At 73.2% G+C, this 24,710-nt stretch carries 15 protein-coding genes; 8 read left to right on the top strand and 7 right to left on the bottom strand.

Annotation, left to right across the window (positions count from 1 at the left end):
• Positions 1–9 precede the first annotated feature (9 nt).
• From IE255_RS19540 to IE255_RS19555, 4 genes are read left to right on the top strand one after another with little or no spacing between them, the layout of a single operon-like run.
• Positions 10–999: an ornithine cyclodeaminase family protein gene (locus tag IE255_RS19540; RefSeq protein WP_229906483.1), complete on the top strand. Its 990-nt coding sequence runs from the start codon at positions 10–12 to the stop codon at positions 997–999.
• Entirely contained in the window at positions 990–2,345 is a 1,356-nt protein-coding gene (locus IE255_RS19545; protein WP_190051603.1) for a Y4yA family PLP-dependent enzyme, read from the top strand. Before IE255_RS19540 ends, IE255_RS19545 begins: the two co-directional genes overlap by 10 nt.
• Positions 2,346–2,371: 26 nt before the next feature.
• Positions 2,372–3,400 (top strand): cysteine synthase family protein, encoded by a 1,029-nt coding sequence (locus IE255_RS19550; RefSeq protein ID WP_190051604.1) that lies wholly within the window; start codon positions 2,372–2,374, stop codon positions 3,398–3,400.
• Positions 3,401–3,414: 14 nt separating this feature from the next.
• Positions 3,415–4,821: an MATE family efflux transporter gene (locus IE255_RS19555; protein WP_190051605.1), complete on the top strand. Its 1,407-nt coding sequence runs from the start codon at positions 3,415–3,417 to the stop codon at positions 4,819–4,821.
• Here the strand turns inward: IE255_RS19555 and IE255_RS19560 are convergent.
• The 6 genes from IE255_RS19560 to IE255_RS19585 all read right to left on the bottom strand — a co-directional run bounded on the left by IE255_RS19560 (position 4,767) and on the right by IE255_RS19585 (position 14,501).
• Positions 4,767–6,932, bottom strand: coding sequence for a beta-galactosidase (locus IE255_RS19560; RefSeq protein WP_229906484.1), 2,166 nt, complete (start codon positions 6,930–6,932; stop codon positions 4,767–4,769). The two genes, IE255_RS19555 and IE255_RS19560, sit on opposite strands and share 55 nt — an antisense overlap.
• A gap of 28 nt (positions 6,933–6,960) precedes the next feature.
• Positions 6,961–7,779, bottom strand: a complete 819-nt coding sequence (locus tag IE255_RS19565; protein WP_190051606.1) for a carbohydrate ABC transporter permease — start codon at positions 7,777–7,779, stop codon at positions 6,961–6,963.
• On the bottom strand, positions 7,776–8,717 hold the full coding sequence (locus IE255_RS19570; RefSeq protein WP_190051607.1) for a carbohydrate ABC transporter permease: 942 nt from the start codon (positions 8,715–8,717) through the stop codon (positions 7,776–7,778). Before IE255_RS19570 ends, IE255_RS19565 begins: the two co-directional genes overlap by 4 nt.
• Before the next feature lie 114 nt (positions 8,718–8,831).
• Complete coding sequence (locus IE255_RS19575) at positions 8,832–10,181, bottom strand: ABC transporter substrate-binding protein (protein ID WP_190051608.1); 1,350 nt, start codon at positions 10,179–10,181, stop codon at positions 8,832–8,834.
• Between the two features lie 166 nt (positions 10,182–10,347).
• Positions 10,348–11,367, bottom strand: a complete 1,020-nt coding sequence (locus IE255_RS19580; RefSeq protein WP_229906513.1) for a LacI family DNA-binding transcriptional regulator — start codon at positions 11,365–11,367, stop codon at positions 10,348–10,350.
• Between the two features lie 248 nt (positions 11,368–11,615).
• A complete protein-coding gene (locus IE255_RS19585; protein ID WP_229906485.1) occupies positions 11,616–14,501 on the bottom strand; it encodes a SpoIIE family protein phosphatase in 2,886 nt (961 codons plus the stop codon).
• A gap of 217 nt (positions 14,502–14,718) precedes the next feature.
• Between IE255_RS19585 and IE255_RS19590 the strand changes: the two genes are divergently transcribed.
• Positions 14,719–17,868: a beta-N-acetylglucosaminidase domain-containing protein gene (locus tag IE255_RS19590; RefSeq protein WP_229906486.1), complete on the top strand. Its 3,150-nt coding sequence runs from the start codon at positions 14,719–14,721 to the stop codon at positions 17,866–17,868.
• A 58-nt stretch (positions 17,869–17,926) separates the two neighbouring features.
• On the opposite strand, the gene IE255_RS19595 is transcribed toward IE255_RS19590, so the two are convergent.
• On the bottom strand, positions 17,927–18,691 hold the full coding sequence (locus IE255_RS19595; protein WP_190051611.1) for a sugar isomerase domain-containing protein: 765 nt from the start codon (positions 18,689–18,691) through the stop codon (positions 17,927–17,929).
• A 137-nt stretch (positions 18,692–18,828) separates the two neighbouring features.
• Between IE255_RS19595 and IE255_RS19600 the strand changes: the two genes are divergently transcribed.
• From IE255_RS19600 to IE255_RS19610, 3 genes are all read left to right on the top strand, one after another.
• A complete protein-coding gene (locus IE255_RS19600; RefSeq protein WP_190051612.1) occupies positions 18,829–19,713 on the top strand; it encodes a MurR/RpiR family transcriptional regulator in 885 nt (294 codons plus the stop codon).
• A gap of 133 nt (positions 19,714–19,846) precedes the next feature.
• On the top strand, positions 19,847–24,058 hold the full coding sequence (locus tag IE255_RS19605; protein WP_190051613.1) for a glycoside hydrolase family 38 N-terminal domain-containing protein: 4,212 nt from the start codon (positions 19,847–19,849) through the stop codon (positions 24,056–24,058).
• The gene (locus IE255_RS19610) at positions 24,055–24,693 is read left to right on the top strand and encodes a peptidyl-prolyl cis-trans isomerase (protein ID WP_190051614.1); all 639 of its coding nucleotides are present in this window, start codon (positions 24,055–24,057) and stop codon (positions 24,691–24,693) included. Before IE255_RS19605 ends, IE255_RS19610 begins: the two co-directional genes overlap by 4 nt.
• Positions 24,694–24,710: the final 17 nt, after the last annotated feature.

Genomic DNA, 24,710 nt, shown 5'->3' on the forward strand with positions numbered 1-24,710 from the left:
GGGAACGCCGTGACCGCGGACGACAGGACCCTGCGCATTCTCAGCACCAGCGACATCGCCGGCATCGAGATATCCCTCGCGGACGTCGTCGACGTCGTCGAGCAGGCCTACCGCACGCTCGCCGACGGCAGGTCGGCCAACCCCCGCAAGCTCACCGTCAAACCGGAGGACGGCCACTCCGTCTCGTACGCCATGCTCGGCCGGGACGGGGTCCGCGAGGTCGTCGCGATCAAGACCTCGTACAAGCACGGCCTGGACCGGCCGCGCGACGCGCAGCACTACTACACGACGCTCACGATCTACGACGACGTCACCGGACTGCCGGTCGCGATGATGGACTGCGGCCGGATCGGCTCCCTGCGCACCCCCGCGGTGTCGGCGCTGCTGGCCCGGGAGTGCGCGCGGCCCGGCGCCCGCAGCGCGCTCGTCATCGGCACCGGCACCCAGGGCCGGCTGGCGCTGCCCTTCCTGCTCACCACGCTGCCGGACCTGGACCGGCTCATGGTGTACGGCACCCACCCGGACGGCCTCGCCGCGGTACGGGATCAGCTCCACCACCACTTCCCGGAGCGGGAGGTGGAGGTCGTGGACGACGTACGGGCCGCCGCCGCGGACGCCGACGTGGTGGTCGCCACGGCCGGCCAGCACACGCCCGCCGCCGTCGAGGCGTCCGATCTGAAGCCGGGCGCGCTGTCGATCCTGGTCGGCCACGGCATCGCCCCGTCGACCCTGCACGAGGCGGACCGGGTGGTCGCGACCAGCGAGGCGCAGATGAAGGTCACCGGCACCGACATGGCCGACGCGGACGGCGGCTTCCCGCCGGTGGACGCGGAGTTCCCCGAGGTCGTGGCGGGCCGGGCCGGGGGCCGGAGCTCCGCCGACGAGCGGATCTTCGCCTACAACAGCGGTCTGGTCGTCACCGACATCGCGCTCGGGCACCGCTTCGCGCAGCTGGCCATCGAACAGGGCCGGGGAACGCGGGTGTCGCTGTGGCAGTGACCCGCACGTCCGCCGCGCCGCCGCTGCCCGCCCACCCGGATCCGGAGCTCGACGCGACCCTGGGCGGCGGACTGCCGCAGGAGCTGTCGTACGCGCTCGGCGGCCCCTTCCACCTCCTGCTGCCCGACCGCTTCGACGCCAACCTGGCCGCTTTCTCCGAGGTGTTGAGCGAGGCCGGCGTCGAAGGCCGTGTGTACTACGCCAAGAAGGCCAACAAGGCCGCCGTCTGGATGGACCGCTGCGCGCTGTCCGGGGCGGGCGTGGACGTGGCCGCCGCCGGTGAACTTCAGGACGCGCTCGGCCACGGCGTGCGCGGCGAGAACGTCGTGGTCACCGGGCCCGCCAAGGCCGAGGGCCTGCTGCGGGTCGCTGTCCTTCAGGGCTGCCTGATCGCCGTGGACGCGCTCGACGAGCTGGAGCACGTGATCGCCCTGGCGCGGACGACCGCGCGCCCGGCCCGGGTGCTGCTGCGGCGCCTGCCGCCCGCCCAGCCGCACAGCCGCTTCGGCCTCGACGACGGGCAGCTGGAGTCGGCCCTCGCCCGGTGCGCGGAGGCCGGGGAGGCCGTGGTGATGGAGGGCTTCTCCTTCCATCTGTCCGGCTACGACACCGAGCAGCGCGCGCAGTCGGCGGGCGAACTCGTCGACCTGTGCCTGAAGGCACGGGTGCGGGGGCTGCGCGCGGACCGGATCAGCATCGGCGGCGGATTCGCCGTCGACTACACCGACGCCGGGCACTGGGCGCGCTTCCTGCGGGAGCAGCGGCCCGAGCAGTACCACGCGGGCAAGTCCTTCGCCCCGGCGGACTTCTACCCGTACCACTCCCCCGTGGCGGGCGCCGGCGCGCTGCGGGCCGTCCTGGAGGCGCACGACCTCGCCGGACGGCTGCGCACGGCCGGGGTGCGGCTCCTGCTGGAGCCGGGCCGGGCGCTGCTGGACCGCGCGGGGTGCACGGTGTTCCGCGTCCAGGGCGTCAAGGACCGGCCCTCCGGCTACGGCATCGTCACCGTCGACGGCAGCAGCCTCAGCCTGTCCGAGCAGTGGTTCAACAGCGAGTACCTGCCGGATCCGGTGCTGCTGCCCGCGCGGCCGGACGGCGGCGCCGAGCCGTACGCGGCCTGCGTCGGCGGCGCCACCTGCCTGGAGTCCGACATGCTCACCTGGCGCAAGGTGCTGCTGCCCGCCCGCCCGGCCCCCGGCGACCTGCTCGTCTACCCCAACACCGCCGGATACCAGATGGACTCCAACGAGTCCCCCTTCCACGAACTGCCGCTCCCCCCGAAGGTCGTCGTCGACACCGACGGCGGCGGCACCCGCTGGCGGCTCGACCGCCACCCCCTCGCCTGACTCCCCACTCCCCCTGGAGCCATCCGATGGACAAGACGCTCACGCGTCCCGCCGTGGTCAGTCGCGTCTCCGACCTCATAGGCCACACGCCCCTGTTCGAGCTGTGCCGCACCGAGACGGGCAGCCGGCTGCTGCTGAAACTGGAGCAGTTCAACCCGACCGGCACCGCGAAGATCCGCATGGCCCGGCAGATGGTCCTGGACGCCGAGGAGCGGGGCGCGCTGCCCCCGGGCGGCCGGATCGTCGAGTCGACCTCCGGCAACACCGGGCTCGGCCTCGCCGTCATCGCCGCCGAGCGCGGCTACACCTTCACCGCGGTCGTCGACCACCACGCCTGCGCCGACAAGCTGCGCGGCATGAAGGCGCTGGGCGCCGAGCTCGTCTACGTCGCCGAGGAGGGCGACGAGGAGCTGGCGACCGCCGCCCGCGAGGAGTTCGCCGAGAAGCTGGCGGCCGAGGACGACACCGCCTTCTTCACCGAGCAGCACAACAACCCCGCCAACGCGGTCGGTTACCACGCCGTGGCCCATGAGCTCGACGCCGCCCTGGAGGGCCGCGTCGACGTCCTGGTCGGTGCCGTCGGCACCGGCGGGGGGCTGTGCGGGACCGGGCGGGAGCTGCGGAAGACCGTGCCGGACGTGCGGATCGTGGGCGTCGAGCCGAAGGGGTCCATCGCCTTCGGCGGGCCCGCGCACGACTACTACCAGTCCGGCACCGGCACCCCCGAGGGCGCCACGATCGGCCTGCTCGTCGACTTCGACCTGATCGACGAGGGCGTGAAGGTCGGTGACGTGGAGGCGTTCGCCACCGCCCGGGTGGTCGCCCGCCGCACCGGGCTGCTGATCGGCGGCTCGGCGGGCGGGGTCGTGTACGAGGCGCTGACCCGCGTGTCGGCGCTGCCGCCGGGCACGACTATGGTCGCCCTGGTCAACGACGGAGGCGAGAAGTACATGGACACCGTCTTCGACGACGACTGGATGAACGCGCGCAACCTCATCGACCCGGCCGTCGAGCGTGAGGTCGACGAGCTGCTGACCAAACTCCGCGAGAACTGACGAGACCCCCTCAGATGCCGACACCGCTCACCACCCTGCTCCGGGACAGCCGGGCCCTTGCGACCCTGGCCGTACCGCTCGCCCTGACCCAGCTCGCCCAGGTCGCCCTCACCACCACCGACACGGTGATGATGGGCCTGATGGGCGCCGAGGCACTGGCCGGCGGCGGCCTGGCGATGGTCGTCTTCAACCAGCTGCGGACCATGGGCGTCGGCCTGGTCACCGCGGTCGGCAACCAGGTCTCCGCGGCCTCCGCCCGCGACGACGACGAGGAGGAGCTGACCGAGGCGGCCGCCGAGGAGGTCCGGGACCTGGTCCGCGCCGCGCTGGCGCTGGCCACCCTGGCCGGGGTCGCCGGCGCCCTGGTCATCCTGCTGATCGGGCGCGCCCTGGCCTACCTCGGTCAGGACCCCGAGGTCGTGGACACGGCCTGGCCGCTGCTGCTCGCCCTCGCCCCCGGCCTCGTCCCCTGCCTGTGGTTCCAGGCGATACGCCAGTTCACCGTGGGCATGCGCCGCCCGCAGGCACTGCTGCAGATCACGATCGCGTCGGTCGCCGTCAACGCGGCCCTCAACTGGGTCTTCATCCACGGCACCTGGGGCCTGCCCAAGCTGGGCCTGCCCGGCATCGGACTCGCCACCTCGCTGGTGTACGCGCTGACCTGTGTGGCCCTGTACGCCTCCGCGCGCCGCGACCCGCGGCTCGCCCCGCTCCTCGACGTCCGGTTCTGGAAGGCCCGCCCGGCCACCCTGCGCCGACTGACCGGCCTGGGCGTGCCCATCGCCGCCACCTACGGCTCCGAGGCGGGCTTCTTCTCCGTCGTCGCCCTGCTGATCGGCACGTTCGGCAGTGCGGCGCTGGCCGCGCACACCGCCGTCAACCAGCTCATCTACATCGTGTTCCAGGTCGCGGTCGGACTGTCCCACGCCGCGTCCCTCAACGTCAGCAGGGAACTCGCCCTGGACCGGATCGCCGCCGCGCGGCGCATCAAGAACACCGCGCTGGCGTGCGCCGCGGCCGTGATGGCCGTGGTCGGGGTCGTCTACCTGACCGTGCCCGGCCTGGTACTGCGCCCGTTCATCGACCCGTCGGCGGCCGAGGGGCACACGGCGACGGATATCGCCACCGGCCTGCTGCTGGTCGCCGCCGTGCTCCAGTTCTTCGACTGCGCGCAGAACATCGGTGTCGGTCTGCTGCGCGGCCTCGACGACACGAAGAGCGGCTTCCGGATCACGCTCGTCGGCTACTGGCTGATCGGGCTGCCCGCCGCCTGGCTCCTCGGGCACCTCGCCGGCCTGGAGACCCTGGGCGTCTGGCTCGGCCTGCTCACCGGCCTCGCCGCGACCGCCCTGCTCCTGCTGCGCCGTTACGGCCGGGCGCTGTCCCTGCGGGCGGCGGACCGGCCGGCGGCCGTGGCCTGAGCGGGGGTCAGCCCTCGGGCAACGCCCGGCGACACGAAGAAGGACGGTCGCCAGTCGGCGTCCTCGCCGAGCACCTTCACGTCCCAGGGGCCGAGCGGTACCGCGTCGGCGTACACGGTGTCCGACAGCACGTCCCGCAGGGCCGTGGGCACCGGCACGGACACCTCCTGCCACGACCAGTTGTGCAGGAAGCGGACGCGGCGGCCGTCCCGGGCGGTCGCCGAGGTGGCCGTGACGCTCGGGTGGGCGGGGCGCCAGGCGCCGTCGGGGGCGTACCGGTCGAACAGGGCCCGGGCGAAGACCGGGTCGGGCACGGTGCCGACGTAGGTGATGCGCCCGGCACCGTGGCGGTGGCCGGTGACCGCGGGCCAGCGCCCGAAGTGCGGGTGCACGTACGCGGCCAGCGTCTCGGCGCCCTGCGGCCGCAGCCCGTCCGCCCAGTGCAGCGCGTGCGCGTCGGCCGGGAGGGGAAGGGCGTCCGTGCCGGTGACGGGCAGCGGGTCGCGCAGGTTGCTGAACTCGTCGTACGTCACCCCGGCCGCCTCGGCCAGCCGCCCCGGCTGGAGGTCGGTGCGGGCCCGGGCCTCGGTGTCGCCGTAGCCGGTGCGGGGGCCGAGCACGAGGTGGCCGCCGGCCTCGGCGTAGGCGCGCAGCCGGTCGAGGACGGTGTCGTCGGCGGCGTAGTAGGCGGGGACGACCAGGACGGGCGGCAGCTCGGCGTCCGCCAGCTGCCCGGGGTGCAGCACGCGCGCCTGGAGTCCCGCGTCGAAGGCGCCCCGGTAGAAGGCGTCGAAGATCCTCTCGTACGACCGCCCGTCCGGCTCCCCGGCGGCGTCGGCCAGCGGCGGCTGCCCCTGGAGCGCCCACTTGCTGGGGCCGTCGTACAGGAAGGCGACGTCGGCGTCCGGCGTGAGGGCCGACACGAGGTCCCCGGCCTTCTCCAACTCGGCTCCCAGCGCGGCCAGTTCGCGGTAGACGCGGCCGGGGCGCCCGTTGTGGGGAAGGATGCCGCCCCAGTAGGTCTCGGCGCCGAAGTGCAGGGTGTGCCAGTGCCAGTACTCGATCATCGACGCGCCGCGGGAGATCAGCGCCCAGGCGGCCTGGCGCCACTGGCCGTCGTAGGCGGGTCGGTTGTCCCAGGAGCCGCTGATGGCCTGCGCGTTGGTCTCCGTCACCAGGAAGGGCTCCTGGCGTGAGGAGTACATGCGGTCGGCGCTGCGGTACAGCGCCCAGGTGCCGTTCGTCGTCCAGTTCTGGCCGTCGCCGCCGGTGTCCGGGAGGGCGAGGGCGTCCTGCATCGTGTAGTACGGGTTGCCCGCGGTGACGTCGAGGCGGTCGGTGAGGCGGTCGTCCTCGACGCCCTGGCGGTCGTAGGAGATGCAGGTGGTGACGAACTGGCCGGGGCGGGCGTACTCGCGCACGATGTCTGCCTGCCAGGTGATGAACTCGGTGACGAGCCGGGCCTGGAAGCGCCGCCACGCCAGGTCGTACTGCGGCTGGGCGTTGCCGTCCGGGGTCCACAGGTCGGCCCAGGTGGACAGCCGGTGGGACCAGTAGACCAGGCCCCATTCCCGGTTGAGGGTCTCCACGTCGCCGTACCGCGCGCGCAGTTCGTCGGCGAAGCGCTGGAAGACGCCGTGGTTGTGCAGCAGGTGCAGGCCGGGCTCGTTGTCGACCTGGTAGCCGATGACCGCGGGGTGATCGGCGTACCGTTCGGTGATCCTGCGGATGATCCGCTCGGCGTGGAAGCGGAACGCCGGGTGGGTGAGGTCGACCTCCTGCCGGGCGCCCCAGCCGAGCCGCTCGCCCGTGCGGGTCTCCCCCGTGACCTCCGGGTACAGCCGGGCCAGCCACGGCGGCACCGCGTACGTCGGCGTCCCGAGGATCACCGAGATGCCCCGCTCGTGGGCGCCGTCCAGCACCGGCTGGAGCCAGTCGAGGTCGAAGCGGCCGTTCTCGGGCTCCCAGGTGGACCAGACGGACTCCCCGACGCGGATCACCGTGAAGCGGGCCTCGGCCATCAGGTCGAGGTCGTCCTTGAGGCGGTCGTAGGGCTGGTACTCGTGGTAGTAGGCGGCACCGAACAGGACGCGTCGGGGCAGCTCGAACATGCTTCTCCTTCAGGCGGGTGGGGGAACGTCAGCCCTTGACGGCGCCCGTGGACAGGCCTTCGAGGAGCTGCTTGCGCAGCAGCACGAAGAGGGCGACGGCGGGCAGGACGGCGAGGACGGCTCCGGCGAGCACGAGGTCGTACTGCCGCTGCTCCGACACGAACAGGGTCTGCAGGCCCAGCGGCAGGGTGTACTGGGAGCTGTCGGAGACCAGCACCAGCGGCCACAGGAAGCTGTTGTAGCTCTGCAGGAACTGCCAGACGGCCAGGGCGCCCAGCGAGGGCCGCAGCAGGGGCAGCACGATGGTCCGGAAGATGCCGAACTCGCTCGCCCCGTCGATCCGGGCGGCCTCCAGCACCGAGTCCGGGACGGACTGCACGATGTACTGCTGCATCATGAAGATCCCGAACGCGGGCGCCACCCAGGGCACGATCAGCGCGAACCAGGGGCTGCCCAGGCCGGTCTTGACGAGGATCACGAACAGCGGCACGAGGATCACCGCGAACGGGATCGACAGCGAGCTGAACATGACGTCGAACAGCAGCCGCTTCCCGGCGAAGCGGAACTTGGCGAAGCCGTAGCCGGCGAGCGCGCAGACGAAGACGGACACGGTGGTGGCGACGACGGCGACCACTGTGCTCATCAGGAACCAGCGGCCGAAGGGCTGGTCGGTGAGCAGGGTGCGGTAGTTGTCGAGCGTGAAGGGGTCCGGGACGAGTTCCGGCGGGTAGCCGAAGATGTCGCCGCGCGGTTTGAACGAGCCGCTCAGCGCCCACACCAGCGGGGCTAGGAAGCCCGCGAACAGCAGGGCGAGGAAGGCGTAGAGGGGCAGCCGGGCGCGTGTCATGAGGCGGCCTTCCCGATGCCGAGGAGACGGTTGACGAGTCGGCTGAGGCCGAAGACGAGGACGAAGAGGACGACGGCGGCGGCCGCCGCGTAGCCGAACTGCTGGCGCTGGAAGGCGGCCCGGTAGATGAACATCGTCACCGAGAGGGTGGACTCGGCCGGTCCGCCGCCGGTCAGCAGGTAGGGCTCCTCGAAGATCTGGGCCGCGCCGATGAAGGACGTGACGACGACGAACGCCGTCACCGGCTTGAGCGCCGGCAGGGTGACGGTGGTGAAGGTGTGCAGCCGTCCGGCTCCGTCGAGGGCGGCGGCCTCGTACAGCTCCCGGGGCACGTTCTGCAGCCCGGCGAGGAAGAAGACGGTGAGGTAGCCGGTCCAGCGCCACAGCATGACCAGGGCGATGCTCACCTTGGCCAGGCCCGGATCGCCCAGCCAGTCGACGCCGCCGGTGCCGAACAGGGAGCGCAGCACCGCGTTCGCCAGGCCGAACTGCCGGTCGAAGACCAGACCGAAGATGAGCGCGACCAGGATCGGGGAGACCACGATCGGCACGAAGTAGGCGGTGCGCCACAGGTCGCGCACGCGCAGGCCCCGGGTGTTGAGGCCCTGGGCGATCAGCAGGGCGAGCGGGACGACGAGGCAGACCGCGACCAGGACGAAGACGGCGGTGTTGCCGAGGGCCCGGTGAAAGCTTATGTCGGTGGCGAGGAGCCGGTAGTTGCGCAGCCCCACCCAGTGCGGCGTCCCGAGCCCGACCCACTCGGTGAGACTGAGCCACAGCGAGACACCGACCGGGACGAGCATGAACAGGACGTAGAGCAGATAGAAGGGCGAGATGAAGAGGTAGGGCGCCCAGGCCTTGCGGGGGCGGTGTTCCTCCCGGCCCTGAGTGCTGTGCGCACGGGCGGCGCCGGGCGGCCCGGCGACGGTGGTGGTCATGATGGGTTCCTCCTGATCCGCTGGGTTCGGCAGCGCCCCTAAGGGGCGCGGGGCTGTATCGATGTGCGGCTCCGCCGCGTGGGCGCGCCCAGCCACAACGGCGCCGCAGACGAACTACCGCCCGGCCTGATCACGAAAATCGGCCGCTGTCTGCTTCAGCGCCTGACGTGGGGTCAGGTCGCCGTGATACGCCCGCAGCAAGTTCCCCCCGAGCACGTCGTAGAGGATCGACTGATCGGGACTCTGATGGAACGGCGGCACATCCGGCAGCAGGGAGCGGTAGAGCCGGAAGAGCCGCTGCCCACCGCAGAAGTCGTCCCGGTACGCGCCCAGTCGGGGGTCGTCGAACACCGACCGCCGGGTGGGCAGATACCCGGTCTCGGTGAAGCGCCGGACCTGGCCGTCATGGGTGAGCCAGGTCCTGAACAGGAACTCCGTGGCCGCACGGGTGTTGGCCTTGTCCTTGATGACGCCGAAGCCGGTGCCGCCCGCCGCCGCGGTCACCCCGCCCCCGCCCGTGAACCGCGGCAGCGCCCGCACCCGCCACCTGCCCTTCTGCTCGGGCACGTTGGCCACCAGACCGTAGTTCTTGTACCAGATGGCCATGGGCAGGCCGATGACCCGGCCCTGCTTCAGCGCGGTCTGCATGGCGGCCCCGTAGTAGTCCGAGACGTCGACGACGAAGCCGCTGCGCAGCCCCTCGCACAGGAAGCGCAGCACCTCCTCGGCCTCCGGCGAGTCGAGGAGCAGCTGCCCATCGGCGTCGAAGAACGCCCCACCGCGCTGGTAGAGCAGCATCTGGAAGGACTGCACGACCTGGCCCGGGTCGCTGCCCACCGTGGAGACCACGCACATCGAGGCCCCGTGGTCGCGGTGCGCCCGGGCGCCCGCCTCGGCGAACTCCTCCCAGGTCTCGGCCTGTTCGGGGAGCCTGTACTTCGCGAAGAGGTCCTCGCGGTAGAAGTAGACGACCATCGGGGTGTCGGAGTCGAAGGCGTAGACGCTGCCGTCCTGGCTGAAGGGGGCGGTCCGGGCCGGCAGCAGGTCCTCCTTGAGGCCGGGCACGGCCTCGATGTCGGGGGTGAAGTCGTACAGCAGCCGCTCGGCGATGTCGCCGCGCAGCATGCGCGGGAAGCTGCCGATCTCGAAGCCCACCAGGTCGGGGGTGCCGCGTCCGGCGACGGCCTGGGCGAGCAGCTTGGTGACGATGTCCGAAGGCCCGGAGCGGGTGACCTTCAGGTGGTAGCGGAAGTCGGTGGCGCGGTCGGCCGCCGGGACGCCCTTGGCGAAGAACGCCTCGTAGCCCGGGTCGTGGGTCCACAGGGCGAGGGTGACGTCGCCGGAGGTGCGGGGCGTGGTGTCGGTGTCGCCGCAGGCGGCGAGGGCGGCGGCCGTGCCGAGGCCGAGGGCTCCGCGCAGCAGGGCGCGGCGGGTCGGCGGGGAGGGGCGTGGTGGGGTGTACACACGTGACTCCTCACGTGGTGCGGCTACGGGCGGGCAACGCGTGCGGCGGCGGTCCCGGACGGCGCACGCGGGCAGGGCGGCTCGGGCCGGCGGCGGGGTGCCGGGGCGGCCGTACCGCCGACGGTCGGCGGGTGGGTGGCGGGGTCGAGGTCGGGGTCGGAAGCGGTCAGGGGGCCGGGGCGGGGTGGGGCGCGGGGCCGGGCTCGCGTACCGGCCCGGTCGAGGCCCGCACGGTCAGTTCGACCGCCCGGTCGGCCGGTCCGGCCGGTGCGGGGCGGCCCTCGATCAGGGCGATCAGTACGTCGACGGCGCGGTCGGCGACGGCGGCGAAGTTCTGCCGGACGGTGGTCAGCGGCGGGGAGAGGTAGGCGGCGGCGGGGATGTCGTCGTAGCCGACGACGCTCACGTCGCCGGGGACGGCACGGCCGGCGTCGGCGAAGGCGCGCAGGGCGCCGATGGCCATGTCGTCGTTGGCGGCGAACACGGCGGTGACGTCGGAGAGTCCGGCGAGCTGCCGCCCGGCGGCGTATCCGGAGGCCGGGCTCCAGTCGCCGGGTGACGGCAGGGGCGGTTCGGGTGCGCCGGCGGCGGCGAGGGCCTCGCGCCAGCCGCGCAGGCGGTCGCGTGCGGCCCACCAGTCCTGCGGCCCGGGGAGGTGCCAGACGGTGCGGTGGCCGAGGGAGAGCAGGTGCTCGGTGGCGATCCGGGCGGCCGCGACGCCGTCGGCGCCGACCACGGCACTGGTGCCCGGCGTCAGCTCCACGCCCTCGCCGAGGCTGACCACCGGCACGTCCGCGCTCAGCCTGAGCGGGGTGCCGTCGTCGATGGGCTCGGACAGCACGATCCCGTCCACGCCCTGTTCCAGCAGCGCGTCCACGGCCGCCGAGATGCGCTGCCCCTCCAGGGTGGTGGCCAGAGCCACGGAGTACCCGGCCCGCCGCATGGCCCGCTCCAGGGCGATGAGCAGGGTCGACGGGCCGTAGAGCGTACTGCCGAGCGAGACCACGCCGATGCGGCGGTAGCGGCCGAGGAGCAGGGCGCGGGCCGCGGTGTTGGGACGGTAGTCCAGTTCGCGGATGGCCCGCAGGACGCGGTCGCGGACCTCCGGGCTGACATGAGGCTCCCCGTTGACGACCCGCGACACGGTCTTCTGCGACACCCCGGCGGCCCGGGCGACCTCGGTCATGCCGGGTCCACGGCGGCGCCGGCCACCGGCGGCCGAGGTGCCCTCGCCTCCGCTCGTGGTCATGGGCGCCCCCAGGGGTCCGGCCGGCTCTCTCGATGACGATGGTGACTACGTAGTCACCACCAGAGCATCGGATGCACGGCCCGGCATGACTACGTAGTCATGCCAGTGTGTGAGGCGGCGCGGGCCGCGTCAACGGCCCGGACGGAAACGATCGGAAACGATCCGCCGGTCGGCCGAAGCAGGGCTCACGGCAGCGGCTGCTCCGTCCAGATGATCTTGCCGTCGGGCGCGTAGCGGGTCCCCCAGCGCTCGGTGAGCTGGGCGACGAGGAACAGACCGCGGCCGCCCTCGTCCTCGGTGCGGGCGCGGCGCAGCCGGGGCGAGGTGCTGCTGCCGTCGGAGACTTCGCAGATCAGCGCGCGGTCGCGGAGCAGCCGCAGTTGCACGGGGCCGGTCGCGTGCCGGATGGCGTTGGTGACGAGTTCACTGGCGACCAGTTCGGTGGTGAAGGCGAGGTCGTCCAGGCCCCAGGCGGCGAGCTGCTCGGTGACGGCCGCGCGGGAGCGGGAGACCACCGCCGGATCGCTCGGCAGGTCCCACTGGGCGACCTGGTCCGGCCCCAGCGCGTGCGTCCGGGCGACCAGCAGGGCCACGTCGTCGCTCGGGCGGGCCGGCAGCAGCGCGTCCAGGACCGCCTCGCAGGTCTCCTCCGGCGCCCGGTCGGCCCGGGCCAGGACGGACCGCAGCAGGTCCAGGCCGCTGTCGATGTCCCGCATGCGGTCCTCGACGAGACCGTCGGTGTACAGCACCAGCTGGCTGCCCTCGGCCAGTTCGAGCTCGGCCGTCTCGAACGGCATGCCGCCGAGTCCGAGCGGCGGCCCGGACGGCAGGTCGACGAAGTCCACGGCGCCGTCCGGCCCGACGACCGCGGGGACGGGGTGCCCGGCGCGGGTGAGGGTGCAGCGCCGGGACACCGGGTCGTAGACGGCGTAGAGGCAGGTGGCTCCGACGATGCCGGAGTCGGGGGTGTTCTTCTCCACCGCCCAGCCCTCGCCCCGGTCGAGGCGTCCGACCAGGTCGTCGAGGTGGGTGAGGAGGTCGTCGGGCGGCAGGTCCAGGGAGCAGAAGTTGTGCACGGCGGTGCGCAGCCGGCCCATGGTGGCGGCGGCGTGCAGGCCGTGGCCGACGACGTCGCCGACGACCAGGGCCACGCGGGCGCCGGACAGCGGGATGACGTCGAACCAGTCGCCGCCCACCCCGGCCTGCGCGGGCAGGTAGCGGTAGGCGACCTCGACGGCGCTCTGCTCGGGCCGGCCCCGGGGCAGCAGACTGCGCTGGAGGGCGAGGGCGGTGTCGTGCTCGCGGGTGAAGCGGCGGGCGTTGTCGATGCAGATCGCGGCGCGGCCGACCAGTTCCTGGGCGAGGTAGAGGTCGTCGTCCTCGAAGGGGGTGGGCTTCTCGGAGCGGTAGAAGCTGACCACGCCGAGGGTCGTGCCCCGGGCCCGCAGCGGCACCGTGATCAGGGAGTGGATGCCGACGTCCAGCACCCGTTCCAGCCGTGGCGGGTCCTGGGCGATCCAGCCGCGCGCCTCGGCCAGCACGGGTTCGAGCACCGACTGCCGGGTCTCCAGGCTGCGGGCCTGCGGCGTGGACGGCACGTACTCGACCACCTCGCCGACACCGTAGAGCTGCGACTCCTCGTGCAGGGCGCCCAGCGCGACCCGGCGCAGCGGGGTGGCGGCGCCGAGCGGACCCGGTTCCTCGCCGCGCAGCACCAGGTCCGGCAGGTCCACGGCGGCGAAGTCGGCGAAGCGGGGCACGGTGACCTCCGCCAGTTCCTCGGCGGTGCGGGTGACGTCGAGGGTGGTGCCGATGCGGACCCCGGCGTCGTGCAGGAACTCCAGCCGCCTGCGCGCCAGCACGGCCAGCCGCCCCACGCCCGGCTCGCCCACCAGCAGGAGCCGGCCCTCGCCGTCGCTGTCCGCGGTGACGTGCGGGATCGGCCGCGGGGCGGAACCGGGGGGTGCCGGTACGAGGGCCGGGACGGCGGCGGCAGTCGCCGGGGCGGGCCTGGCGGGTGCGGTGGGCGCGGCGGTCGTCGGGGACGCCGCCGGCGGCGGGCCCGTTCCGGTCGGCGCCACCAACGGCAGGGGCCCGGTGGATCCGGCCGACGACACGAGGCCGCCCGTGCCGCTCGTCCGGCCGTCCCGCACGTGCCGCAGGCGCGGGCCGCCGATGATCCGCGCCTCGACCGCCACGCCGGTCTCTCCGTCCGGTCCGGTGATCTGGCGGCGCAGCAGGGTGGCGGTCCGGCCTCCGGGGAGCGCGACCTCGTCGAGGGTGAGGTGCGGTGAGGCGATGAGTTCCTCGGCCTTCTCCCGCAGCACGGCCAGGTCGATCCGCCCGAGGTCGGGGCCGCCGTCGTCGAGTCCCCGGCCCTGGGGCTGCCTCGGCCAGCCGCCCGGATCGCCGCCGGCCCTGCGGTAGGCGGCGAGCAGGGCCCGCTCGCGCTGCGTGGCCTGCTCCAGCATCCGCGCCTCGATGTCCCGGGCGGCCTCGCGGACCAGCCGCAGCATGGCCGGGTCGCCGTCGCCGCGCAGGCAGGTCAGGTCGAGGACGGCCTCGATCCGGCCGCTGAGGGGATCGCGCACGGGCGCGCCCGCGCAGGCGAACGGCGCCAGGCAGTCGGCGAAGTGCTCACGGCCCGCCACGTAGACGGCGCCTCGTTCGGCCAGCGCGGTGCCGACCCCGTTGGTGCCGGCGACGGGTTCGGAGGCGTCGAAGCCGGGGGCGAAGCTCACCTCGTCGAGCCTCTCGCGCAGCCGCCGTCCGCCGCCGAGCCGCTGCACCATGCGGCCCTGCGGGTCGCAGAGGGCGACCGTCATGCCGACGTCGGCGAGCGAGACGGTGAGGTCCTGGAGGACGGGATCGGCCGCGCGCAGGAAGCGTTCCTCGAGGGTCAGGTCGGGGGTGTAGGGCAGGACCAGCTGGTGCGGTTCCAGTCCGCCGGACCGGCACCGCTTCCAGGAGTCCAGCACCGGGCCCCGTACGTCCGCGTCGACGTGCGCGCCCGCCAGGAAACGCTCATGGGCATCGACGAGGCCGCCGATGTCGTCCCAGGTGACGGTCACCGGGATCACTTCCCTCACCGGAAGGAGACCCAAGTCATTTCACCCTAGTCCTGATGTGACGCCGATCACAAGATCGGAGCGACAGCGCCTCTCTCCCGGGAGGCACATGACGCCCCATTGATTGATCCATTCAGCATCTCTAGCATCACTCGGTGGCTCTATTCACCTCTTCCTCTCTGGCCACGGGCCCGTGCCCGCGGCACCCGGAAGGAGCACCGTGTTCTCAGCCACTCGTTTCAGACGCCTCGCCGCCGCCCTGCCACTGGCCCTGGGGCTCACCCTCACACAGGCGCCGCCCGCGCCCGCCGCCACGGACGAGCCCCCGAGGAGCGCCCTGCCCCAGGTGTGGCCGCAGCCGAAGAGCCTGCACGCAGGGCCCGGCCGGTTCACGGTCCCCGACCGGGTCGTGGCGGTCGTGGGACGCGGCACCGACCCGTCGGCCCGGCGCGTGGTCGAGACCGTCCTGCGCGACGCCGGGGCCCGGCGCATCGACACGGTCGCCGAGCCGCCCGCGCGGACCGGCTTCACCGTCTTCCTCGGCGGACCGGAGGAGAACGCCGCGACGGCCGCCGCCCTGAAGCGCCTGAAGGCCCCGTCCCCGGCCGGGCTGCCCTCCGGCGGCTACGTCCTCGCCGCCGGCCGCAGGGACGGCCGGACCCTCCTCGCCCTGTCCGGCACCGACCGCACCGGCACCTTCTACGCCGCCCAGACCCTGCGCCGACTGGTCACCCGGACCGTGCCCGAGGTGACCGTCCGGGACTGGCCCACGGCCGCGCTGCGCGGAGTGATCGAGGGCTTCTACGGCACCCCCTGGTCGCACGCCGAACGCCTGAGGCAGCTCGACTTCTACGGCCGCACCAAGCAGAACGTGTACGTCTACTCCCCCAAGGACGACCCGTACCTGCGCGAACGCTGGCGCGACGCGTACCCGCCCGCCGAACTGGGGCGGTTGAGGGAACTGGCCGACCGGGCCGCCGCCAACCACGTCCGCTTCACCTACGCCCTCTCCCCCGGCCTGTCCGTCTGCTACTCCTCGGACACCGACCTCCAGGCCCTGCTGCGCAAGCTGGACTCGCTGTACGCGATCGGGGTGCGCTCCTTCGCGATCCCGCTGGACGACATCAGCTACACCAAATGGAACTGCGCCGCCGACGAGCGGGAGTTCGGCACGGGAGGCGGCGCCGCCGGCACGGCCCAGGCCCAGCTGCTCAACCGGGTGTGGCGGGACTTCTCCGCCGGCCACCCGGGGCTGGAGCCGCTGGAGATGGTCCCCACCGAGTACTCCGACCTCGCCGACTCCCCGTACAAGAAGGCGCTGCGGGAGAAGCTCGACAAGTCCGTGGTCGTGGAGTGGACCGGCGTCGGCGTGATCGCCCCGGCCATCACCGCCGAGCAGGTCGCGCGGGCCCGCGAGGTCTACGGCCATCCGATCCTGGTCTGGGACAACTACCCGGTGAACGACTACGTCACCAGCCGCCTGCTGCTCGGCCCCTACACCGGCCGCGAGCCCGGCGTGGCGAAGGCGGCGACCGGGGTGACCGCCAACCCGATGGTGCAGGGCGAGGCGAGCCGAATCGCCCTGTTCACCTCCGCCGCCTATCTGTGGAACCCGGACGCCTACGACCCGCGGGCCGCCTTCCTCGCCTCCGTCCGCGACCTCGCCGGCGCGGACGCCGCCAAGTGGCTGCGGATCTTCGCCGAGAACAACTACTCGTCCCAGCTCGACCCGACCGAGTCCCCCACGCTGAGCGCGCTCATCGCCAGGTTCCGCACGGCCTACGACGAGGACTCCGGCCTCGACCGCGCCGCCGCCGCGCTCCGCTCCTACTTCACCGACATGGCGGCCACGCCCGCCGCACTCCGGGCCCGCCTGGACAACCCGGGCTTCCTCACGGAGACCGCGCCCTGGCTGGACAAGCTGGGCCGCTACGGCACCGCCGGGCAGACGGCCGTGGACCTGCTGCTCGCCGGCAAGCGGGGCGACACCGACGCGGTCACCACGTACTGGAACCGGCTCAGGGCCCAGCGCAAGGAGCTGGACGCGATACCCCAGCAGGTGGCCCCGGGCGTGATGGACCAGTTCCTCTACTCGGCGATGACCGAGCACGCACCCGACCCGGGAGTGGACGCCGCGTTCGCGCCCGGGTCCGTCAGCCTGAAGCCGGGCGGTTCCGCGCGGGTGACGCTCTCCTTCTCCGACACCGCCGCCCGGACGGTCGCGTGGCGGCTGACCGCCCCCGACGGCGTCACCGTCTCGCCCGCCCAGGGCACGGTGAACGTGCCGGCCGGGGGCAGCGCGTCAGCGACGGTGACCGTGACGGCCGCGGCCGGCGCGTCCGGCGGAGTGCGCTCCGTCGTGGTGTCGGGCGACGGCGTCCTGGACCGCGCGCTGCCCGTCCAGGTCACCGACGGCACCGGCACCCCGAGAGCGCTGACCGCCAACTTCAGTGGCGCGTCCGTCAGTTCGATCGACCTGGACACGAAGAAGACCACGGACATCCCCGTGGGCGCCAACCCCGGCGAGGTGATCACCAGCGCCGACGGGCGCACCGCCTACGCGGCCAACCAGGGCTCGAACACCGTCAGCGTGATCGACGTGGCGCAGGGGAAGGTCACCGCCACCGTCCCGGTCGGCAAGGTCCCCGCCGGGCTCGCCCTCACCCCGGACGGCCGCACCCTGTGGGTCGCCAACTACGGGGACGGCACGGTCCAGCCCGTCGACACGGCCTCCCTCACCCCGGGCCCGCCCGTCCGGGTCGGCAACGGGCCCGAAAACCTGGCGATCACGCCCGACGGCCGGACGCTCTACGTGCCCAACATCAAGGGCAACACGGTCACGCCGGTCGACCTGGCCACCCGCAAGGCCGGGACCGCCATTCCCGTGGGCCCGAGCCCCTTCAACATCGTCGCCGCGCCCGACGGGAAGAGGGTGTACGTGTCCAACTCCGGCAGCTCCACGGTCACGCCGATCGACACGGCCACGCAGGAGACCGAGCCGACACTCCTGGTCACCGGCCAGGCCTACGGTCTCGCCCTGTCGCCGGACGGCCGGACGCTGCGGGTCAGCCCGAGCACCGGCGACACTCTCACGCCCGTCGACACCGTCACCGGCGCCCCGGGCGAGAAGGTGACGGTCGGCAGGTCCGCCTTCGACGTCGCCCTGGACTGGAACGGCTCCACGGCGTACGTCACCACGGCCGACGCGGGCGCCCTGGTCCCCGTCGACACGGCGTCCGGTGCCGTCGGGACACCGCTGACGACCGGCGCCTATCCGCTGGCCGCGGCGCTGACGCCCGTACCGGTGAGGGTGACACGAAACGGCCCGTACCGGTGGGGTGACACGAAACGGCCCGTACTGGTGGGGTGACACGAAACGGCCGGGGCCCGATGAGGGGCCCCGGCCGTCCGGTCCGGGCGGGTCCGGCTCAGCTCGCCGTGCGGCGGATCCGGCCCGCGTACTTCTTCTCCAGCTCCAGGTTGCCCTCGAAACCGCCGGGCACGTTGGCCGAGACGTAGACCGGGGGGCGCTCGCCGGCAGCGAGGAGGCGGCCGGCCGCCTCGGCGACCGTCATCTGGACCAGCATCACGCCGGTGAGGGTGGACAGGGCGCAGACCGAGCCGCCGCCGGGCAGTTCGAGCAGCGAGTCGCCGCGCGGGGCCGCGTTGTCGAGGACGACGTCGGCGATGTCGGCCAGCTTCCGGCCGCTGGGATGGGCGGCGGGGACGGCCCGGGTGTGGGCGAGGGAGGTGAGGGCCAGGACGCGGTGGCCGTGCTCCTTGGCGTGCAGGGCCATCTCCACGATGACGCTGTTGACGCCGGAGTTGGAGATGACGACGAACAGGTCCTCGGGGCGCGGGGCGGCGAGGTCGTAGAGCCGCGCGGCCACCCCGGCCCGGCGTTCCAGGAGCGGGTCGTCGAGGACGGACGGGTCCTCACCGCCGTAGAGGACGAGGTCGGCGATGCTCAGGCGGTTGGTGGGGACCAGTCCGCCGGCGCGGCCGGCGAGTTCCAGGACGAGGGCCTGCGAGTGGCCGGTGCCGAAGGCCTGGACGACACCGTCGGAGCGCACGCAGGCGGCGACCAGCTCCGCGGCGGCGGCCACGTCGTCCCGGGAGGACTCGACGACCTTCTGGAGGACGGCGAGGCTCTCCCGCGCGAACCCCTGGGCGCTCACAGACTCGACGGACACGCGACACTCCCCACTGATGGATTGAACCACCCTATACTTCTCCATCGGTGAATCAATAAATCACACGCCACGACCCGCGGGCAATCGGGTCCTGGTATTCAATCCGCGCGCCAAAGGGTGGCTGGTACCTTCTGTCCATGCCTCCCACGGACGTCACGACACTGATCCGCACCGAGTTGCCCCGGCTGGCGGGCTCCCTGCGGAAGGTCGGCGAGCTGATCCTGGAGGATCCGGCCGCCGTCACGCACTGCTCGGCCGCCGAGCTGGGCCGCCGCACCGGCACCTCCCAGGCGACGGTGACCCGTTTCTGCCGCGCCATCGGGCTCGACTCCTACCAGCACCTGCTGATCGAACTGGCCCAGGAGCGCGGCCGCGGCGAGGTCTCCGACTGGGGCACCGCCGAGATCGGCCCGGACATCTCGCCCGACGACAGCCTGGAGCGGGTCGTGCAGGTCGTCGGCACCGCGGACCTGCGGGCGGTGCAGCAGACCATCGACCGGATCGACCTCGACGCGGTCGAGCGCGCGGCGCAGGCGATCGCCCGGGCCCGCCGGATCGACGTCTACGGCGTCGGCGGCAGCGGGGCCGTGGCGCAGGAGACCGAGACCCGGCTGTTCCGGATCGGCTGCGCGGTGCGCGGCTGGACCGAGGTGCACGCCGCGACGACCTCCGCCGCGCTGCTCACACCGGCGGACGTGGCGATCGGCATCTCCCACTCGGGGGTGACGCGCGAGACCATCGAGCCGTTCGAGCTGGCCAAGGAGCGCGGTGCCACCACCGTCGCGATCACGGCCGACCCGCGCTCGCCACTGGCCCGGGCCGCCGACATCCGGCTCGTCTCCTCGTCCTCGGAGACCAGCTTCCGCACCGGCAGCATCGGCGCCCGGCACAGCGTGCTGGTGCTCATCGACTGCCTGTACGTCCGGGTCGCCCAGCTCTCCTACCAGCGGGCGAGCGCCTCGCTGGCGCTGACCGACCACATCGCCGGGCAGCATGCGGTGAGGTCGCGGCGGGCCCGGTGAGCACGGCCGGGTGCCGGCCCGGAGCATGGCCGGGGGTGCATGGATGAACCACCAAGTTGACGCGAAGGTGGTTGTTTGAATCACTCCTGCCGTGCAGGATGGGGCTCCCCCCAGAGCACCTCGTAGGAGCCCCATGCGCGTCACCTCTGTCGAGTCGACCGAGCTCTTCACCGGGACCACCGAGCTGCCGCGCCAGGTGGTGGCCGTCGAACTGAGCCACACTCCGGGCCGCCCCGTCCGGCTCACCGTCGAAGGCCAGGGCCTCTCCGGCACCTCGGAGGCCACGGCCGGCGAGGACGGCACGGCACGCGCCGAGATACCGGTCACCGTGGACGGCCTGGCCCCCGGCGACCGCCGCGAGATCACGGTCACCGCCACCGACGGGGACGAGAGCACCTCCCGCACCGGCGTGTTCACGGCGGCCGAGCCCGGCTGGACCATGTTCATGGTCAGCCACTTCCACTACGACCCCGTCTGGTGGAACACCCAGGGCGCCTACACCGAGACCTGGGACGTCGCCGACGACCCGGCCATCAGCGGACTGCCGGCCCGGACCTTCGACTCGCGCGGCCAGTCCGGCATGAGCCTCGTCCGCGCCCACTGCGACCTGGCCCGCCGCGACCCCGCCTACACCTTCGTGCTCGCCGAGGTCGACTACCTCAAGCCCTACTGGGACGCCTTCCCCGAGGAGCGCGCCTTCCTGCGGCAGCTGATCCGCACCGGCCGCGTGGAGATCATGGGCGGCACCTACAACGAGCCCAACACCAACCTCACCGGCGCCGAGGCGACCATCCGCAACGCCCTGTACGGCGACGGCTTCCAGCGCGGCATCATCGGGGCGTCCCCGGAGACGGCCTGGCAACTGGACGCCTTCGGGCACGACCCGCAGTTCCCGGGGCTGATGGCGGACGCGGGGGTCAGCTCCAGTTCGTGGGCGCGCGGGCCGTTCCACCAGTGGGGGCCGACGCTGTCGGTGTTCGGCGAGGAGCCCCGGGACCCGAACCGGATGCAGTTCCCGGCCGAGTTCGACTGGATCGCCCCCTCGGGACGCGGGCTGCTCACCGCGTACATGGTCAACCACTACGGCGCCGGCTGGGCGATCGACAACGCGCCCACCCTGCCCGCTGCTAAGGCCGCCGCGTACCAGCTCTTCCAGCGGCTCAAGCAGGTCGCCCTCACCCGCAACGTGCTCCTCCCGGTGGGCGGGGACTACGCGCCGCCGTGCCGCTGGGTCATGGACATCCACCGCGACTGGAACGCCCGGTACGTCTGGCCGCGCTTCATCAGCGCGATCCCCCGGGACTTCTTCGCCGCCGTCCGCGCGGAACTGGAGGCGGAGGGCCGCAAGGCATCCCCGCAGACCCGCGACATGAACCCGATCTACACGGGCAAGGACGTCTCCTACATCGACACCAAGCAGGCCCAGCGGTACGGCGAGACCCTCCTCGCCGACGCCGAGGCCTGGGCGACCCTCGCCTCGCTCGTCACCGGCCGCCCGTATCCGGACGCGGCCCTGGACAAGGCCTGGCGGCAACTCGTCTACGGCGCCCACCACGACGCCATCACCGGCTCCGAGTCGGACCAGGTGTACATCGACCTGATGACCGGCTGGCGGGAGCTGCACGACCTGGCCGTGAACGTGCACGCCGACGCGACCCAGGCCCTGGCCGACCAGGTCGCCCCGGGCGACGGACCCGACCTGGTCGTGTTCAACTCCGCGACCTGGACGCGGCAGGACGTACTGACGATCGACGACCCGGGTCTCGTGCCGGACGGGCTCCCCGCGGTCCGCGAGGACGGCCGGCTCCATGTCGTCGTCCCGGAGGCGCCCGGCATGGGCCTCAAGGCGCTCCCGCTCACCGAGGGCACCGTCCCCGGCTGGACACCCGCCGAAGGCCTCACCATCCGCAACGAGTTCTACGAGGTCACGGTCGACCCGGCACGCGGCGGCGGCGTCAGCAGTCTGCGGGCGCTCACCGAGGGCGGCCGGGAGCTGCTGCGCCCCGGGGACATCGGCAACGAGATCGTCGTCCAGGAGGAGTACCCGAGGCATCCGCGCTTCGGCGAGGGCCCCTGGCACCTCACCCCGACCGGCACCACGGCGGCCCGCAGCCGGGACGTGACCGCCGAGGTCCGCACCGAGCACTCCGCCGCCGGATCCCGGATCACCGTCACCACCGACCTCGGCCTCTTCCGCTGTACCCAGCGGCTCACCCTGTGGCAGGGCGTCGACCGGCTCGACGTCACCACGACCGTCGACGGATACGACGGCGCCGACCGGCTGATCCGGGTGCGGTGGCCGTCGGACGTGCGGGGCGGGCTGCCGGTGCACGAGGTGGCGGACGCGGTGATCGGGCGCGGGTTCGGGTTCGTGGAGGTGGACAGCGAGCGGTTCCCGTGGACGCTCGACAACCCGGCGAACACCTGGTTCGGCCTCGGCTCCACCGCCCGCGTCGCCGTCCACGACGACTCCGGCGCACTCCTCGGGCACCGCGCGATCGGCGTCGCCGAACTCGTCTACCCCGACTGGGACAGCGCGGGCGACCTCGGCGCCCCGCTGGCGGCGGCCCTGGTCCGCGCCGGGGTCACGGCGACCTCGACCATCGCGGGCGGCCCCCGCTACGGCGACCTGGAGGTCGACTCCAACCTGCCGGACATCCGGATCGCCGTCGGCGGCCCCGACCGCAACGCCGTGGTCGCCGAGGCGCTCGGCTGGGACCCGGCCGCCGGGCGGGAGCTCAAGCGCCAACTCGCCGAGCGGGGCGTGGCCGCCGTCTGGGTCGCGCCGCGCGCCTGCCTGCGCGAGGAGTGGGTCCCCGGGGCCGACCTGCGCGACCTGGAACGGCTGCCGCTGCTGGTGGTGGCGGGCGCCCGCCCCGAGGACGACGCCAAGGCGGTCGACGCGACCGTCGCCGACCTGGACGACTTCACGCTGACGGCCACGGCCGCGGGCGGCGGCGAGGCACTGCCGCCGGGTGACGCCTGGGACGGGCGCAGCTTCGCCGTCCTCAACCGCGGCACGCCCGGCTGTGTGGTCACCGCCTCCGGCGACCTCTACATGTCCCTGATGCGCTCCTGCACCGGCTGGCCGTCCGGGATCTGGATCGACCCACCGCGCCGGACCGCCCCGGACGGCTCGGGCTTCCAGCTCCAGCGCTGGTCGCACACCTTCGAGTACGCGGTGGTGGCGGGCACCGGCGACTGGCGCGACCTCCGCCTGCCCCGGGCCGGGCACGCCTACAACCACCCGCTCACGGCACGGGTCCGCCGTTCCTCCGACGGCTCCCTCCCCCGCAGCTCGGCCTTGCTGCGGCTGGAGCCCGCCGGCGAGGTGCTCCTCGACGCGCTCAAGCCGGCCGGCTCCCCGCTGGCCCGGGGCAGCGAGGCGGGCGTGGATCCGGGGCAGGGCATCGTGGTCCGCGTGCACGAGGCCGCCGGCCGGCCCGCGAAGGCACGGGTGGCCGGACCGGCGGCCTGGACGGCGGGCGCCCGCGCCGACGTCCTGGAGACGCCCGGGGAACCACTCGCCCCGGACGAGGACGGTGGCCTCGCAGTCGACCTGACCGGCTTCGAGGTCACCACCGTCCTCGCCACCCCGGCCCACGCGCCGGAGAGGGCGCCCGGCCCCGGCACCGACGCCCACGAGCCCGCCCAGCCGGTCGCCACCCGCTACTGGCTGCACAACTCCGGCCCCGCCCCACGCGGCAACATGCCGGTCGCCGTGTACCTCTCCCCCACCACCCTCACCGCCGACGGCCCCGTCACCGCGACGGTCCGGGTCTCCTCGGAGCTGACCGACGCACCGACGTCCGGCACGGTGACCTTCGAGACACCCCCCGGTTGGACCGCCGAACCCGCCGCACTCCCCTACGCCCTCGCCCCCGGCGGCTTCACCCTCACGGACATCACGGTGACCCCGCCCCCGGACGCGACGCCCGGCCGCCACTGGCTCGCCGCACGGCTGTCGTACGGCGGCCAGACGTACGAGGACGTGGTGGCCCTGGATGTCCCGGCCGGTCACACCGGCCCCTCACTGGTGGCGGACCTGGGAGCCGACCGTGTGTCCGTCCGCCGGGGCGAACGGGCCCGGATCCCCGTGACCCTGCGCAACACCACCCACGGCCCCGTCAACGGCACCCTGTGGGCCGTCTCCTCCTGGGGCACCTGGCCCGGCGTCACACCAGGCTGCCAGGGCTTCACGGTGCCCGGCGGGGAACAGCTGGAGTCCGCGATCGAGGTGGACGGCGCCGCGATCCCACCGGGTTCGTACTGGCTGATGGCAAAGCTCGCCTGGCACGGCTGCGTGGCGTACACGAGGGCCGTGGAGCTGGAGGTGACGCCATGAGGCCGGACTACGCGGCACACGTCAAGGGCTCCCCGATCCCGAAGCAGCACGTGGACACGTTCCTGAGCGCCAGTTCCCCTAGGGGCGCGGGGAACTGCGCGACCAGCCACGAAGCAGCCGCACAAGCAAGACGACACCGCCAACAACGGCGCTGGGCAACCCAGATCGTCCTCATCCACGAACTAGCCCTCCGCACCTGCGCGGAACGGGGCCTCGCCCCACCGGACGACGTCCTGCCGATGCAACTCCTCACCATCCCCGAAACCGACGTCGCAGACCTCGGCAGCATCGTCGCGGCAGCCCTCGCCCACTCCCCCGCCGCCCGAGCCCTCCTCGCCGCCCTGGAACACGAACAGCACATCCCCGAAACGGCCGTACGGGACTACTACGACCGCAACCGGGACCGCTTCCTCACGCCCGAGGCGCTACGCAGAGGCGCGGACCCCTACGCCGAACCCGCGGACATCCAGCCGTACGAGCAGGTCCGCAACGGCATCACCCAAGAACTCCGGCAGGCAGCGGCCCGCCGCGCGTTCTTCGACTGGCTGGACGAAGCCCGAGCCGACGTCGAGTACGCCGAAGGCCACGAACACCCCGGCGACCCCACCCACCAGGACCACGAACACCGTCACTGATCGCCGTACGCAACCGA

This window comes from Streptomyces lomondensis, from assembly GCF_014651035.1.
Classification (GTDB): Bacteria; Actinomycetota; Actinomycetes; order Streptomycetales; family Streptomycetaceae; genus Streptomyces; species Streptomyces lomondensis.